Origin of the sequence: Thermomonas sp., from assembly GCF_041919455.1 — a bacterium.
Taxonomy (GTDB): domain Bacteria; phylum Pseudomonadota; class Gammaproteobacteria; order Xanthomonadales; family Xanthomonadaceae; genus Thermomonas.
In genome coordinates this window covers 78,124-92,408 of sequence record NZ_JAYRTQ010000004.1, presented here as the reverse complement: position 1 = coordinate 92,408, position 14,285 = coordinate 78,124, and the positions used below count along the sequence as shown (strand labels likewise).

The 14,285-nt window shown below is 68.1% G+C and carries 15 protein-coding genes and 1 tRNA gene; 8 read left to right on the top strand and 8 right to left on the bottom strand.

The window, feature by feature from the left end; all coding sequences use genetic code 11:
• Positions 1 to 2 precede the first annotated feature (2 nt).
• The 7 genes from ACE3T8_RS03625 to ACE3T8_RS03595 form a co-directional block, all read right to left on the bottom strand.
• Positions 3 to 1,109 (bottom strand): branched-chain amino acid aminotransferase, encoded by a 1,107-nt coding sequence (locus ACE3T8_RS03625; RefSeq protein WP_374606881.1) that lies wholly within the window; start codon positions 1,107 to 1,109, stop codon positions 3 to 5.
• Between the two features lie 51 nt (positions 1,110 to 1,160).
• Complete coding sequence (locus ACE3T8_RS03620; RefSeq protein ID WP_374606879.1) at positions 1,161 to 2,462, bottom strand: sensor histidine kinase; 1,302 nt, start codon at positions 2,460 to 2,462, stop codon at positions 1,161 to 1,163.
• Positions 2,455 to 3,138 (bottom strand): response regulator transcription factor, encoded by a 684-nt coding sequence (locus ACE3T8_RS03615; protein WP_374606878.1) that lies wholly within the window; start codon positions 3,136 to 3,138, stop codon positions 2,455 to 2,457. Before ACE3T8_RS03615 ends, ACE3T8_RS03620 begins: the two co-directional genes overlap by 8 nt.
• Positions 3,139 to 3,442: 304 nt before the next feature.
• Entirely contained in the window at positions 3,443 to 4,360 is a 918-nt protein-coding gene (rimK, locus tag ACE3T8_RS03610; protein WP_374606877.1) for a 30S ribosomal protein S6--L-glutamate ligase, read from the bottom strand.
• An 8-nt stretch (positions 4,361 to 4,368) separates the two neighbouring features.
• Entirely contained in the window at positions 4,369 to 4,827 is a 459-nt protein-coding gene (locus ACE3T8_RS03605; RefSeq protein ID WP_374606876.1) for an ATP-dependent zinc protease, read from the bottom strand.
• A 68-nt stretch (positions 4,828 to 4,895) separates the two neighbouring features.
• A tRNA-Gly gene (locus tag ACE3T8_RS03600) sits at positions 4,896 to 4,969 on the bottom strand.
• Between the two features lie 87 nt (positions 4,970 to 5,056).
• Positions 5,057 to 6,886: an autotransporter domain-containing protein gene (locus tag ACE3T8_RS03595; RefSeq protein WP_374607053.1), complete on the bottom strand. Its 1,830-nt coding sequence runs from the start codon at positions 6,884 to 6,886 to the stop codon at positions 5,057 to 5,059.
• Between the two features lie 182 nt (positions 6,887 to 7,068).
• On the opposite strand from ACE3T8_RS03595, the gene thiS reads away from it, so the two are divergent.
• The 4 genes from thiS to ACE3T8_RS03575 all read left to right on the top strand — a co-directional run bounded on the left by thiS (position 7,069) and on the right by ACE3T8_RS03575 (position 10,829).
• Positions 7,069 to 7,269, top strand: coding sequence for a sulfur carrier protein ThiS (gene thiS, locus ACE3T8_RS03590; protein WP_374606874.1), 201 nt, complete (start codon positions 7,069 to 7,071; stop codon positions 7,267 to 7,269).
• 156 nt (positions 7,270 to 7,425) lie between these two features.
• Positions 7,426 to 8,220: a thiazole synthase gene (locus tag ACE3T8_RS03585; protein WP_374606873.1), complete on the top strand. Its 795-nt coding sequence runs from the start codon at positions 7,426 to 7,428 to the stop codon at positions 8,218 to 8,220.
• A complete protein-coding gene (gene trmB / locus ACE3T8_RS03580) occupies positions 8,217 to 8,951 on the top strand; it encodes a tRNA (guanosine(46)-N7)-methyltransferase TrmB (RefSeq protein ID WP_374606871.1) in 735 nt (244 codons plus the stop codon). The genes ACE3T8_RS03585 and trmB overlap by 4 nt, the downstream gene beginning before the upstream one ends.
• Before the next feature lie 39 nt (positions 8,952 to 8,990).
• The gene (locus ACE3T8_RS03575) at positions 8,991 to 10,829 is read left to right on the top strand and encodes an SLC13 family permease (protein ID WP_374606869.1); all 1,839 of its coding nucleotides are present in this window, start codon (positions 8,991 to 8,993) and stop codon (positions 10,827 to 10,829) included.
• 33 nt (positions 10,830 to 10,862) lie between these two features.
• Here the strand turns inward: ACE3T8_RS03575 and ACE3T8_RS03570 are convergent, their stop codons facing one another.
• A complete protein-coding gene (locus ACE3T8_RS03570; protein ID WP_374606868.1) occupies positions 10,863 to 11,237 on the bottom strand; it encodes a Rieske (2Fe-2S) protein in 375 nt (124 codons plus the stop codon).
• Between the two features lie 73 nt (positions 11,238 to 11,310).
• On the opposite strand from ACE3T8_RS03570, the gene ACE3T8_RS03565 reads away from it, so the two are divergent.
• The 4 genes from ACE3T8_RS03565 to ACE3T8_RS03550 all read left to right on the top strand — a co-directional run bounded on the left by ACE3T8_RS03565 (position 11,311) and on the right by ACE3T8_RS03550 (position 14,271).
• Positions 11,311 to 11,595 carry a hypothetical protein gene (locus ACE3T8_RS03565; RefSeq protein WP_374606866.1) on the top strand — a complete coding sequence of 95 codons (285 nt, stop codon included), beginning with the start codon at positions 11,311 to 11,313 and terminating at the stop codon, positions 11,593 to 11,595.
• The gene (locus ACE3T8_RS03560) at positions 11,596 to 12,339 is read left to right on the top strand and encodes a fumarylacetoacetate hydrolase family protein (protein ID WP_374606864.1); all 744 of its coding nucleotides are present in this window, start codon (positions 11,596 to 11,598) and stop codon (positions 12,337 to 12,339) included.
• 39 nt (positions 12,340 to 12,378) lie between these two features.
• On the top strand, positions 12,379 to 12,783 hold the full coding sequence (mscL, locus tag ACE3T8_RS03555) for a large-conductance mechanosensitive channel protein MscL (RefSeq protein ID WP_374606862.1): 405 nt from the start codon (positions 12,379 to 12,381) through the stop codon (positions 12,781 to 12,783).
• A gap of 75 nt (positions 12,784 to 12,858) precedes the next feature.
• Complete coding sequence (locus tag ACE3T8_RS03550; protein ID WP_374606861.1) at positions 12,859 to 14,271, top strand: M28 family peptidase; 1,413 nt, start codon at positions 12,859 to 12,861, stop codon at positions 14,269 to 14,271.
• Positions 14,272 to 14,285: the final 14 nt, after the last annotated feature.

The window sequence follows — 14,285 nt, the reverse complement described above, 5'->3', positions numbered from 1 at the left end:
CGTCAGCGCAGCCTGACCAGCCAGCCGTGACGGTCGGGCAGCCGGCCGTACTGAATGTCGGTCAATTCCTTGCGGATCGCCATCGTCACGTCACCGGCCGGCGCATTGGCATCGCCGATGCTGAAGTCCTTGCCCTTCAACTCGCCGATCGGGGTGATCACCGCCGCGGTGCCGCAGGCGAAGGCTTCGACGATCTCGCCCGATGCCACGCCGTCGCGCCACTCGTCGATCGAGACCTTGCGCTCCTCGACCTGCAAACCGCGATCGCGCGCCAGTTGCAGGATGCTGTGGCGGGTGATGCCGTCGAGGATGCTGCCGGACAGTTCCGGGGTCACGATGCGCCCATCGGCATACACCAGGAACACGTTCATGCCCCCGAGTTCCTCCAGGTACTTGCCCTCGACCGGGTCGAGGAACAGCACCTGCGAACAACCCTGCGCGCGCGCCTCCAGTTGCGGAAGCAACGAGGCTGCATAGTTGCCGCCGCACTTGGCCGCACCGGTGCCGCCCTTGGCCGCGCGCGCATAGTCCTGCGACAGCCAGATCGACACCGGCGACACGCCGTTGGCGAAGTACGCACCGGCCGGGCTGGCGATGACGTGGTAAGCCGCGGCCTGCGCCGCGCGCACGCCGAGGAAGGCCTCGGTGGCGATCATGAAAGGACGGAAATACAGGCTGGTTTCCGGCGCCGAGGGCACCCACGCATGGTCGATCGCGACCAGTTGCCGCAGCGACTCCACGAATTCGTCCACCGGCAGTTGCGGCAATGCCAGGCGCGCCGCCGAGCGCTGCAGGCGCTCGCCATTGGCGCGCGGCCGGAAGGTCCAGATGGAACCGTCGGCGTGGCGATACGCCTTGATGCCTTCGAAGATCTCCTGGCCGTAATGCAGCACGGCGGCCGCTGGATCCAGCGACAGCGGCCCGTACGCATGCACGTGCGCGTCGTGCCAGCCTCGCGCGCTGTCCCATTCGATGGTGACCATGTGGTCGGTCAGGTGCTTGCCGAAGCCGAGGTCGCCGGCCAGCAGCGCCGCGCGCGCTTCATCGGTACGCGCGTGCGCGGAGGGCGTGACCCGATAGGCCAGTGGGGAGACAGCGGCGTTGTTCATGCAGGCATCCTGGGAAAATCGTGCCTGCGCATTATGCCGCGCGGGCACGCCTTATCCGAAGCGCAGCGTCGCCACCACGCCGATGTCATCGCCCGGGCGCACGCGCACATCCCAACCATACAGCGCGCACAGGCGACGCACGATCGACAGGCCGATGCCGCCGCCCTGCGAATGGCCGGCATGGGTGCCGCGGTAGCCGCGCTCGAACAGCTTGGCGGCGTCCTCCGCGCTCAGGCCGGGGCCGGAATCCACCACTTCCACTGCGTCGTGGAAGACGCGCACCACCACGGCACCACTCTGGGTGTACTTCACCGCGTTGCCGATCAGGTTGCCGAGGGCCACCGCCAGCGCGGATTCCGGCGCTTCCAGCAGCACACCGGACTCGCCTTCAAGGCGCAATTCGATCGGTTTGCCACCCAGCTGCGCGCGATGATGGTCCAGCAACTGCTGCGCGACTCGGCCGACATCGCACTGGCCGACTGCGCGCTCGTTGCGGGAGAGCAGCAAGAGCGCGCTGATCAGGTCGGTGCACTGCTGCTCGGCGCGCTGGATGCGTTGCAGGCGGGTGCGCGTGCGCTCGTCCACTTCCGGTTTCGACAGCAGCAATTCCACCGCGCCGCGGATCACCGCCAGCGGCGTGCGCAGTTCATGACTCACGTCGGCATTGAATTCGCGGTCGCGCTGGACGACTTCGGTCAGGCGGCCGGCGTAGTCGTCGAGTGCCTTCGCCAACTCCCCCACTTCGTCTTCGGCGAAGTGCGGTGCCAGTGCCGCCGGATCGGAACTGGTACCGGATCGGCGCAAGCGTTGCGCCAGGTCGGAGACGGGCGCCATGACCCGCGAAGCCGACCACCAGCCCAGCACCAGCGCAAGCGCGGTGAACACCACCACGGTCGCCACCAGCATGCGGTTCTGCTGCCCTTGCCCCTGCAGGGTCTGGGTCATGTCGTAGGCGAGGAAGAACGCATGCGTCGGCGTCCGCCGCACTGCCAGCTTGTAGGCGAAGGCCTGGCCGTCCTCGGTGCCATGCAGTTCATGGATGCCGTCCTGCAGCTCGCGCCAGTCTTCCGGCGCATTGCCCAGCTTGTCCAGCGAGTACACCCAGCCCCTCACGCCCTCGAACGAGAACGTCGCGTTGCCGGGGTCGCGCTGGAAGGCGCTGGCGTAGGCATCGATGTTGCGGTTCAGCGATTCGGAGAGGAGCTGGTTCTCGACGCGCGTGCGCAGCTCGATGGTGGCGTAGGCGAACAAGCCAGTCAGGCAGAACCCGAGCAGGGTGAAGGTGACGATGATGCGGGTGCGCAGCCGCCGCCTGCCGGCCGGCGCGCGTCGCGGCGCAGCGGACTCAGGCATCGGTTTCCGGCGGCGCGATGCGGTAGCCGATGCCGTGGCGGGTCTGGATCATCGGCACGCCGAACGGCTTGTCGATCACCGCGCGCAGGCCGTGGATGTGCACGCGCAGCGAATCGGAATCCGGCAGTTCCTCGCCCCAGACGCGGGTTTCCAGTTCCTGCCGGGTGACCACCGCCGGCGAGGCTTCCATCAGCGCCTGCAGGATCTTCAGCGCGGTCGGGTTGAGCTGCAGCAGCTTGCCCTCGCGGCGGACTTCAAGGGTGTCGAGGTTGAACTCCAGCTCGCCGGTATTGAGCACCCGCGCCTGCGGGCCCTTGCCACGCCGGGCCAGCGCATTGAGGCGCACGTCGACTTCCTGCAGTGCGAACGGCTTGATCAGGTAATCGTCGGCACCGGAATCGAACCCCGCCAGCTTGTTCTCCAGCGAATCGCGCGCGGTCAGCATCAGCACCGGGGTCTGCTTGCGTGCCTCGTTGCGCAACTTGCGGCAGACCTCCAACCCGTCCATGCCCGGCAGGTTGAGGTCGAGCACGATCGCGTCGAATTCGTGCACGACCGCCAGATGCAGGCCGGTCACGCCATCCGCGGCGAAGTCGACGGTATGGCCGCGATCTTCGAGGTAGTCGCCGAGGTTGGCGGCGATGTCCGAGTTGTCCTCGATGACCAGGATGCGCATGCAATCTTCCTTGCGGGGCGGGCGTTGCGATGAGACCGCCGGTGGTGCCGGTGGTTCCGGGATTCTGGCACAGGCACGGCGCGCTGCATCCCGTGCACAGGCAGCGGCGGGACGCGGACAAAAAAACGCTTGGAGCGTTTTTTGACAACGCGGAGCGTTGGCCCAGAGGGTGGCTGCCATGGAGGGCGGCCACAAACGAAGGCCCAGGCGGGGGACGCCTGGGCCTTAAGGTCACTGCTGCCCTGCATGCTGCCGTCGGGGGGAAATCGACGGCACCACGCGAGCGACGATACGGCTGGCGCGATTAAGAATCCGTCAAATCGGTGTTGCGTTCGCGTTTGCGCGGCGACGTGCCGTGGCTGGCGACGTGGGCGATGATCGTGCCCGCCACGTCGACCCCGGTCGCGGCCTCGATGCCTTCCAGCCCGGGCGAGGAATTGACCTCCAGCACCAGCGGCCCGCGCTTGCTGCGGATCAGGTCCACGCCGGCCACGCCCAGCCCGAGTATCTGCGCCGCGCGCACCGCGGTCTGCATTTCCGCCCTGGTCGCGCGCACCGCCTTCGCGGTGCCGCCGCGATGCAGGTTGGAGCGGAAGTCGCCCTTCGGTGCCTGCCGGCGCATCGCCGCCACCACCCGGTCGCCGACCACGAAGCAGCGCAGGTCGGCACCCTTCGCCTCGGCGATGAACTCCTGCACGATGAAGTTCGCATAGAGACCACGCAGGGTCTCGATGGCCCCGCGCGAGGCCGACAGCTTCTCGGTCAGCATCACCCCGTTGCCCTGGGTGCCTTCGTTGAGCTTCACCACATGCGGCGGCGGGCCGAGCATGGCCAGCAGGTCGCCGGTATCGTCGGGGTTGTCGCCGAAGACGGTGACCGGCAAGCCGATGCCTTTCGCCGCCAGCACCTGGTGGCAGCGCAGCTTGTCGCGCGCGCGCGCGATCGCTGCGGCGCTGTTCGGGGTGTAGCTGCCCATTAGCTCGAACTGGCGCAGTACCGCGCAGCCGTAGCGGGTGACCGAGGCACCGATCCGCGGCACCACCGCGGCGTAACCGGAAATCGGCGCGCCCTTGTAGCGCATCTCGAAGCCGTCGCTGCCGATCCGCATGTAGCAGCGCAGCGGATCCAGCACGCGCACGCTGTGGCCCTGTGCACGCGCGGCCTCGACCAACCGGCGGGTCGAATACAGCTTGCTGTTGCGGGACAGGATGGCCAGTTTCATCGAGGTCTTCACCGGTGGGCGTCGGGGGCGGCAATGGTTCCACGCGGCTTGCGCCGGTGGATGAACGAAGCCAACGGATCGACCACGAACATTCCGGCCAGCGCGGTGCGCCCGAGCAGCATCGGGAAGCGCATGCCGCAACGATCCGCCAGGTTGATGTCGATTTCGCGACCGATCCCGGCCAACTCCAGGCGGGTGCGCAGGAACACGCGCAGGGTGCGGTGACCACCGGAATCGGTGACCTCGCGCTCGTCCACGACCGGGGCGAACACCTCCACCGATCCTCTGCGCTTGCCGGGCACCAGGGCGAAGCCGACCCAGGGCGCGCCGGCCTCGGTGAAGCGCCATTGCCGGTCCACGTGCAGCGCCGAGCTGCGCGCGCCGGTATCCAGCTTGGCGCGCACCCGCGGCAGGCCCAATGCGGGCAACCCCGCCCATTCGCGCCAACCGACCTCGGTCATCGCCATCGCTGCGCTCCGCAAACAGCAAGGGCGGCATCCGTCGAGGACACCGCCCTGCCGTGGATCATCGAATTTGGAGCGGGTGAAGGGAATCGAACCCTCGTCAGTAGCTTGGGAAGCTACAGCTCTACCATTGAGCTACACCCGCGGTACCGGCTTGCAGTGCGCGGCAAGTCTATGTCGCGCCCCGCGGATGTTGCAACGCACGCCGCGCGGGCGTGCGTTGCGGGCGACCTCAGAACTTGCCGCTGACGGTCAGGAAGAAGCTGGCGTCGTTGCCACCCTTCTGGCCCACGGTGATGTTGCTGCCGGTGGTGATGTCCAGGCCCATCAGCTCGCTGCGCACGCCGTAGCTCAGGGTCCCGTAGGTGTCGTCGAACGGCAGGCCCGGCACCGCATACGGCAGCGTGCCCGGCATCGACATCGACTGCGCCCAGACCTGCGCCGGTGCGTCCTCGAACTCGCGATCCCAGGTCAGCCGCGCGAACGGCTTCAGGTGGTCGTTGATGGCGAAGCTGGCCTGCCAGCCCACGCTGCCGATCAGCGAATCGCCGTCCTGCTCCATGTAGGCCAGCGCGGTCGACTCGGTGCTGTTCTCGGCGTAGCCATCGACCGAGATCTTCTGCGCCAGCACGCTCAGCACCGGGCCGTGCACCAGCGCGCCGTCGCCGAAGTTCCAGCCGGCGCTGGCGTCGACGCTGAGGTTGTCGCCGTCCGCCGAACCGCTGTGGATGCGGCTGGCCTGGCCCAGGTTGACCTGGCGGTCGACCTTGTAGGACAGCTTGGTCCAGCTGACCTGGCCGCTGGCCCACATCGCATCGCTGGTCCAGCCGATGAAACCGCCGACGCCGGCATCGGTCTGGCGGAAGTCGCCGCGACGCTCGCCGAAGTCGATGTCCTGGCGGCCGTAGCCGGCGAATGCGCCGTAGGCCAGGTTGCCGCTGCGCCGGCCGATGCCGAAGCTGCCGCTCAGGCCGGGGCCGTCGAAGCCCGGATCCTGCGAGCGCTGCTGGTCGCCACGCACGTCGGCCCACCAATGGGTGCCATCGCCATCGCTGGCCATCAGGCCACCGACGTTGGCATCGACCACTTGCGAGCGGGCGCGGCCGACCATCGCCGCCGAGCGCGGCAGGATCGCGATCTGGCGCGGCCCTTCGATCACCGAGATCGCGAAGTCGGCGATCACCTTGTGCGCGCCGCTGGTGGGATGCACGCCATCGGCGAACAGGTAGCTGTTGGGCGCGCCCGGGTTGACCAGCGAGGTCGGGTTGCAGGTCAGCGACTGCGCGGTGATCTGCGGCTGGCAGGCGGTGCCGGTGACGTTGGTGATGCCGTACGCGGCCGGGTTGGCCACCACTTCCTGCAGGAAGTGGAACGTGTCCAGCGGGATCACGTGCAGGCCGGCCGAGGCCAGGCCGTTGAACAGTGCGCTGTTGTAGGTGTTGGTGAGCGCGGTGCCCTGCGCCATCGCCGCCGCGCCACCGGCGCGCGAGGCCGGAGTCAGGCCGAGGTCGGGGATGGTGGGCACCAGGATGTACTGCGCACCGGCCTGGGTCAGCGCACCGACCAGGCCGATCTGCGCGGTCACCGCGCCGCCGATGATGGCCTGTGCCTGCGCCGGATTGGCCTGCACCGCGAACAGGTCGTTGGCGCCGCCCCAAACCGTGTACAGCGCATTCGGATCGACCGTATTGCCGGAGCTGAGGTAGCGCGCGTACTGGCTGGCCAGCGACGGCGTGTAGCCGAGCGCACCCACGCTGTCGGTGCCGGTGCGTGCGCCGCCTACGGCCCAGTTGTTGCCGCCGGGGCTGAGGGTCGGGGTGGCGCCGGTGGCCTTCCAGGCGACATCGGCGTTGCTGTCGTAGTAGTCGGCCAGGTACTGCGACCAGACGTAGCCCGGGTTGGTGGTGAACTGGCCGGTGACGTTCTGCACGTTGGCCGGCAGCAGCGAGCGGAAGAAGCCGCCATCGGTCAGGCTGTCGCCGAAGAAGATGGTCTGGGTGAACGGCGAGTCGGCGGGGCCGGCGAAGGCCGGTGCGGCGGCAAGCGCGATCGCGGCGGTCAGCAGGGTCCGGCGGAGGGTGGCTTTCATGGGGAATCCTCGGATGGATCGGGTGGGAGGTGCCTGGCATGGGTCGCCAGCGCGCCGACATACGACAGCGAATGGCGCGTATGGTTTCACGAAAATCTAACGGCTTCATGTTGCACCGCCGCACGCACGGGACCCGAACCGGCGACAATCGCGGCATGGACATCCAGCTCAATGGCGAAGCCCGCCAGATCGCCGACCAGGCCAGCCTCGCCACCCTGCTCGAACACGAAGGCCTGGCCCAGCGCCGGGTCGCGGTGGAGGTCAACGGCGAGATCGTCCCGCGCGGCCGGCACGCCACGCATGTGCTGCAGGCCGGCGACACCGTCGAGATCGTGCATGCGCTGGGCGGTGGGTGAGGCTTGGCGTTTGCGCGGCACTGCCGCGCGCCAAGCCGAACGCCCGGCCATGGATGGCCGGGCAGGACATTCCGAAGCAGAGTAAGTAGCGCCATGGATGGCGGCGCAATACCTGTCGAAGCGGCATCGCAATGCGCCATCAGCGATAATCGGCCAATGACTTCGACACTCCCGCTCGACCCGCTGGTCATCGCCGGCAAACCGTATGCCTCGCGCCTGCTGACCGGCACCGGCAAGTTCAAGGACCTCGACGAGACCCGCCTGGCCACCGAGGCCGCCGCCGCGCAGATCGTGACTGTCGCGATCCGCCGCACGAACATCGGCCAGAACCCCGGCGAGCCCAACCTGCTCGACGTGCTGCCGCCGGATCGCTACACGATCCTGCCCAACACCGCCGGCTGCTACACAGCCGAGGATGCGGTGCGGACCTGCCGGCTGGCGCGCGAGCTGCTCGACGGCCACAACCTGACCAAGCTGGAAGTGCTGGGCGACCAGCGCACCCTGTATCCCGACGTGGTGCAGACCCTCAAGGCTGCCGAGATCCTGGTGAAGGACGGCTTCGAGGTGATGGTCTACACCAGCGACGACCCGCTGCTGTGCAAGCGGCTGGAGGAGATCGGCTGCGTCGCGGTGATGCCGCTGGCCGCGCCGATCGGTTCGGGTCTGGGCATCCAGAACAAGTACAACCTGATCGAGATCGTCGAGAGCGCCAAGGTGCCGATCATCGTCGATGCCGGCGTGGGCACTGCGTCCGATGCCGCCATCGCGATGGAGCTCGGCTGCGACGGCGTGCTGATGAACACCGCGATCGCCGGCGCCAAGGATCCGGTGCTGATGGCGCACGCGATGAAGCTGGCGGTCGAAGCCGGCCGCGCCGCGTTCAAGGCCGGGCGCATCCCGCGCAAGCGCTTCGCGTCGGCTTCGTCACCGGTCGACGGGCTCATCGGGTGACCGATCCCTTCGCGAGTTCCGGGGCGAAGGCACCAGCCAAGCCGTTCACCATCACCGACGGCCAACGCAAGGTCCGCAGCTTCGTGCTGCGCCAGGGCCGCTTCACCGAGGCGCAGCAGCGCGCGTTCGATGAACTGTGGCCGCGCTTCGGGCTGGACTACGCAGGAACCCCACGCGATTTCGACGCCGCGTTCGGGCGCCATGCGAAGCGCATCCTCGAGATCGGCTTCGGCAACGGCGAGGCCTTCCGCTTCTCCGCGCAGCGCGACCCCGCACGCGACCACATCGGCATCGAAGTGCATGCGCCGGGCGTCGGCCGCCTGTTGAACGCACTGGCCACGGACGATGCCGGCAACGCGAAGGTCTATCACCACGATGCGGTGGAAGTCCTGGAGCATGAAGTCGCGGATGCCTCGCTGGACGAGATCCGCATCTATTTCCCGGATCCCTGGCACAAGAAGCGCCACAACAAGCGGCGGCTGGTGAATCCGGGCTTCGCCGCGTTGCTGGTCCGCAAGCTCGCACCGGACGGCCGCTTGCACCTCGCCACGGATTGGCAGGACTATGCGGAGCAGATGTGGGACGTGCTGGACGCGACCGCCGGCATCGCCAATCGCGCCGGTGCGCGTGGTTCGGTACCACGCCCGGAGTGGCGGCCGCAGACGCATTTCGAGACCCGTGGCCAGAAGCTGGGCCATGGTGTCTGGGACCTGCTGTACGACCGCTGCTGACACGCTGATCGAACAAGGACAGGGACGCCACGCCGCCGAATGGACACCGCGCTGACGCTCACCACCGACATGGAGCTCGTGCTCGGGCTGGTGGTCTTCACGATGGTGATGTTCCTGTTCGAGCGCGTGCGCGCCGACGTGGTCGCGCTGGTCGTGCTGGTGGTGCTGGGGCTGACCGGGCTGGTGCCGCGCGAGGACCTGTTCGGCGGTTTCTCCGGCAGCGCGGTGATGAGCATCATCGCCACCATGATCCTGGGCGCGGGGCTGGATCGAACCGGCGCGTTGAACCGACTGGCCAGCTGGCTGCTGCGGCGTGCGCACGGCGTCGAATCGCGGCTGTTGCTGTACACCACCGCAGCGGCCGGCATCACCAGTTCGATCATGCAGAACCCGTCGGTGATGTCGCTGTTCCTGCCGGTGGCGTCGCGGCTGTCGTCGCGCACCGGCCTGACCCTGTCGCGGATGTTGCTGCCGCTGGCGGCGGCGATCGTGATGGGCGGCGCGCTGACCATGGTCGGCAATTCGCCGCTGATCCTGCTCAACGACCTGCTGGTCGCGGCCAACGCCAACCTGCCGTCCGGCGCCGCATCGCTGGAACCGCTGAACATGTTCGCGCCGATGCCGATCGGCATCGCCTTGCTGGCGGCGTCGCTGGCGTATTTCCATTTCTTCGGCAGCAAGCTGCTGCGCGAGGACGGTGGCGACGCGGTCACCCCGGCGCGCACCCAGAGCTACTTCGCCCGCGCCTACGGCATCGATGGCGACGTGCACGAACTCACCGTGACCGTCGACAGCCCGTTGGTCGGGATGAGCCTGGGCGATGCCGAGGCCCTGCACGGCGCGCCATTGTTCCTGGCCCTGCAGACCGGCAACGAGTCACGGCTGTCGCCGCCGGCCGATGCGCGCATCTGGGTCGGCAGCGTGCTCGGCGCGATGGGTCCGAAGCAGCAGGTCACCGACTTCGCCCAGAACAACTTCCTGCGGATGTCGTCGCGGCTGCGCGCGTTCGGCGACCTGTTCAACCCGAGCCGCGCGGGCATCTCCGAAGCGGTGGTGCCGCCCACGTCCGGCTTCATCGGCAAGACCCAGGCGCAGTTGCGCCTGCGCAAGCAATACGGCCTGAGCCTGCTGGCGATCAACCGCGACAAGCAGGTGCTGCGCGAGGACGTGCGCAACACCGCGATCCGCGCCGGCGACATGCTGGTCCTGCACAGCATCTGGACCGACCTGGCGCAGGCGGCGAAGGGCAAGGATTTCGTGGTGGTCACCGACTACCCGAAGGACGAGCAGCGCCCGCACAAGTTCAAGATCGCGATGGCGATCTTCGCGGTGTCGATGCTGCTGGCGCTGAGCTCGAAGATCCCGGTGCCGATCGCGTTGATGACCGGCGTGGCCGGCATGCTGGTCGCAGGCGTGATCCACGTCGACGAGGCCTACGCCGCGATCAGCTGGAAGACCGTGTTCCTGATGGCCTGCCTGATCCCGCTGGGCTGGGCGATGGACAGCAGCGGCGCGGCGGCGTGGCTGGCCGGGCACACCCTGCAGCAACTGCCCGAGGGCTTCCCGCTGTGGCTGCTGCAGTTGCTCATCGGCCTGCTGACCACCGCGTTCTCGCTGGCGATCAGCCATGTCGGCGCGACCATCATCATGGTGCCGATCGCGATCAACGTGGCGCTGGCGGCCGGCGGCAATCCCACGGCGTTCGCACTGATCGTGGCGTTGTCGGCATCGAACAACCTGATGACCGCGTCCAATCCGGTGATGTCGATGGTCACCGGCCCGGCCAACTACACCGGCCGCGACCTCTGGCGCGTCGGTGGTCCGTTGTCGATGGTCTACCTGGTCGTGATCGTGATCGCGATCAACCTGCTGTACTGACCCGCGTCATCCGGCGAAACCCGGGATGTCGATTCAAGCTTGCGCGAGCGAAACCTCGCCATCGCGCACCTCGACGGCGACGGCACGCAACGCCTCGCCACGGCATGGACCGGCCACGCACACGCCATGCGCCAATTCGAAGCTCGCCCCATGCGCCGCGCAGACCAGCGTGCCGTCCTTCGCGCGCAGGAACTTGCCCGGTGCCCAGTCGAGTCGTCGCCCCGCATGCGGGCACACGTTCAGCCATGCACGCACGTCGCCCGAGGCATCCCGGTACACCAGCAGCGATTCCGCATCGCCTTCGATGATCGCCTCGACTTCGTGGAGGCTGTCGGCCGGCAACGCCTCCAGCGACACCAGCGCGGCGGCAGGCGCGTCGCTTCCATCGTGATTTAACGAAGTTGTCACAACTCGCGCGGCCGATCTGCGGATACTGCCGGCATTGTGTCATGGCGCCCCGGCGCCGCAGGAACCAACCACGATGTCGATCTTCCGCAACACCCTGTTCAACCGCGTGCGTTTCGCCACCTTCGGCGCACCGCGTCGCCCGCGTCATCCGTTCCTGCGCCTGGCGCTTGGCCTGGTCGGCGTTGCCCTGCTGGTCGCGCTGTTGTTCGTCAGCGTGTTCGTGGGCATCGCGATGCTGGCCGCCGGCATGCTCTTCCGTCTGTTCCGGCAGCGGCGCACGCCCATGGCCGTGCGCGCCGGCAGCATCGACGCCGACTACCGTGTCGTCGGCAAGGCGCAACTGCCGCTCGCGCATTGAATGGACAGCCCGGCATCCGGCGATCTCGTCGCAGCCGCGCCCGCGCCGCGCATCCCGGTCCACGATCTCGCCGGCAAGCTCCTTGGTCATTTCCCGGTGCGGCGCATCTACTGCGTCGGCCGCAACTTCGCCGACCACGCACGCGAGATGGGCGCCACCGCCCCCGCATCGAAGGCCGAGCGCGGCCACCCGGTCTTCTTCATGAAGCCGGCCGACGCCATCGTCATCGAAGGCGTGGTGCCGTATCCGCCCGGCACGACCGACCTGCACCACGAAGTCGAACTGGTCGTCGCGCTGGGCCGCGATGCGCCCGCGGGCGAACTGGCGGCCGATGATGCGGCCTCGCTGGTGTTCGCGTATGGCGTGGGCCTGGACCTGACCCGCCGCGACCTGCAATCCGCCGCCAAGGCGAAAGGCCTGCCGTGGGATACCGGCAAGGGCTTCGATCATTCCGCGCCGGTGAGCGCCTTGCTGCCTGTGGCCGATGCGGGCGACATCGAGTCACTGATGCTGTCACTCGACGTGAATGGCGCGCGTCGCCAGCAGTCTGGCCTGGACCAGTTGATCTGGAACGTGCCGGAGATCCTCCACGAGCTCTCGAAGCTCTATGCGCTGCGCGCCGGCGACCTGGTGTTCATGGGCACGCCCGCCGGCGTGGCCGCGCTGCAACCCGGCGACACCTTCGATGCGCGCCTCGGCGACATCGCGCGATTTCAGGGCCACATCGTGCAGGCAGCGGTGTAGGCTGGCCGCACGCCAACCACAACCGGACAGGAGCACGCGATGGGCATGATGACGGAGTTCAAGGAATTCGCGATGCGCGGCAACGTGATCGACCTCGCCGTCGGCGTGGTGATCGGTGCGGCGTTCGGGAAAATCGTCACTGCGCTGGTCGACAAGGTGATCATGCCGCCGCTGGGCCTGCTGATCGGCGGCGTGGACTTCTCGAAGATGGCGATCGTCCTGAAGGAAGCGAGCGTCGATGCCGCCGGCAAGGAAGTGCCTGCCGTGGTGCTGGCCTACGGCGAGTTCATCAACGCGCTGGTGCAGTTCGTGATCGTGGCCTTCGCGATCTTCCTGGTGGTCAAGGCGATCAACCGTCTGCACAAGAAGCCCGAGGAAGCACCGGCGGCGACGCCGGAAGACGTGTTGCTGCTGCGCGAGATCCGCGATTCGCTGAAGAAGTAGCCGCGCGACTTCCAGCACATCTTCGACGAAGCCGCGAGCCTTACACTCGCGGCTTCCTCGTTTCCGGAATCCGCCATGCGCCGCACCCTGCTTGCCGCCGCCCTGACGCTGCTGTTCTCGCTGCCTTTGCAGGCGCAACAGCCCACGCGCATCGGCGACGACGCGATGGCACGGGCCGCGACCTTGCGCGAGCGCGCACTGGCGGACGACACCGGCTGGAAGGTGGTGGAATCGCTGACCACCGAAGTCGGTCCGCGCCTGGCCGGCAGCGAGGCCGACGCGCGCGCGGTGGAATGGGCCAAGGCCAAATTCAAGGCGCTGGGCTACGACAAGGTCTGGACCGAGCCGGTGACCTTCCCGAAGTGGGAGCGGCGCAGCGAGTCCGCGCGCGTGCTCGGCGCCAGCGCGCAGCCGCTGCATGTCACCGCGCTCGGCGGAAGCCCGGCCGGCACGGTCGAGGGCGACGTCGTGCGCTTCGCGACGCTGGAGGACCTGCAGAAGGCCGCGCCCGGCTCGCTGGCCGGCAAGATCGCGTTCGTCGATTACCGCATGGAGCGCGCACGTGATGGGAGCGGTTACGGTCCCGGCGGACGCGTGCGCAGTGCAGGTCCCTCTGCCGCGATCAAGGCCGGCGCGATCGGATATGTGATGCGATCAGCGGGCACCGATTCGCACCGCAACCCGCACACCGGGATGACCCGGTTCGAGGACGGCCTCACGCCGATCCCGTCCGCCGCACTGTCGCTGCCGGACGCCGACCAGCTCGCACGCCTCGTCGCGCTGGGCAACACCCGCATCGCGCTGAGCCTGGATTGCGGCTGGGATGGCGAATACACCTCGCAGAACGTGATCGGCGAGATGACCGGGCGCAGCAAACCGGACGAGGTGGTGGTGATCGGCGGGCACCTGGATTCGTGGGACCTGGGCACCGGTGCCATCGATGATGGCGCGGGCGTGGCGATCGGCATGGCCGCGGGCCACCTCATCGGCCAGTTGCCCAAGGCGCAACGTCCGGCGCGCACGATCCGCGTGATCGCGTTCGCCAACGAAGAGCAAGGCCTGTACGGCGGACGCGCCTACGCGCAGAAATACGCCGCGGACATCCGCAAGCACCAGCTCGGTGCGGAAAGCGACTTTGGTGCCGGCCGCATCTATGCCTTCGCGGCGAAGACACCGGATTACGCGAAGGACGCCGTCGCCCGCATCGCCCAGGCGCTCGGACCACTCGGCATCGAACATCGCGAAGACGGCGACGGCTGCGGTCCCGACCTGTCGCCGTTCAACGCGATCGGCATGGCCTGCGCCGGGCTGTCGCAGGACGGCACCGACTACTTCGACCTGCACCACACGCCGGACGACACCCTGGACAAGATCGATCCGAAGGCGCTGGCGCAGAACGTGGCGGCATACACGGTGTTCGCGTTCCTGGCCGCCGATGCGCAGGGCGATTTCGGCAGCGCACCGAAGCCGGCGGACGGCGCGAAATAGGGATTCGTCATCCC

Bases quoted from the DNA above. Each gene is read 5' to 3' on its own strand.
- ACE3T8_RS03625 (WP_374606881.1), bottom strand. From the start codon at position 1,109: ATGAACAACGCCGCTGTCTCCCCACTGGCCTATCGGGTCACGCCCTCC.
- ACE3T8_RS03620 (WP_374606879.1), bottom strand. From the start codon at position 2,462: ATGCCTGAGTCCGCTGCGCCGCGACGCGCGCCGGCCGGCAGGCGGCGG.
- ACE3T8_RS03615 (WP_374606878.1), bottom strand. From the start codon at position 3,138: ATGCGCATCCTGGTCATCGAGGACAACTCGGACATCGCCGCCAACCTC.
- rimK (WP_374606877.1), bottom strand. From the start codon at position 4,360: ATGAAACTGGCCATCCTGTCCCGCAACAGCAAGCTGTATTCGACCCGC.
- ACE3T8_RS03605 (WP_374606876.1), bottom strand. From the start codon at position 4,827: ATGGCGATGACCGAGGTCGGTTGGCGCGAATGGGCGGGGTTGCCCGCA.
- thiS (WP_374606874.1), top strand. From the start codon at position 7,069: ATGGACATCCAGCTCAATGGCGAAGCCCGCCAGATCGCCGACCAGGCC.
- ACE3T8_RS03585 (WP_374606873.1), top strand. From the start codon at position 7,426: ATGACTTCGACACTCCCGCTCGACCCGCTGGTCATCGCCGGCAAACCG.
- ACE3T8_RS03575 (WP_374606869.1), top strand. From the start codon at position 8,991: ATGGACACCGCGCTGACGCTCACCACCGACATGGAGCTCGTGCTCGGG.
- ACE3T8_RS03565 (WP_374606866.1), top strand. From the start codon at position 11,311: ATGTCGATCTTCCGCAACACCCTGTTCAACCGCGTGCGTTTCGCCACC.
- ACE3T8_RS03560 (WP_374606864.1), top strand. From the start codon at position 11,596: ATGGACAGCCCGGCATCCGGCGATCTCGTCGCAGCCGCGCCCGCGCCG.
- mscL (WP_374606862.1), top strand. From the start codon at position 12,379: ATGGGCATGATGACGGAGTTCAAGGAATTCGCGATGCGCGGCAACGTG.
- ACE3T8_RS03550 (WP_374606861.1), top strand. From the start codon at position 12,859: ATGCGCCGCACCCTGCTTGCCGCCGCCCTGACGCTGCTGTTCTCGCTG.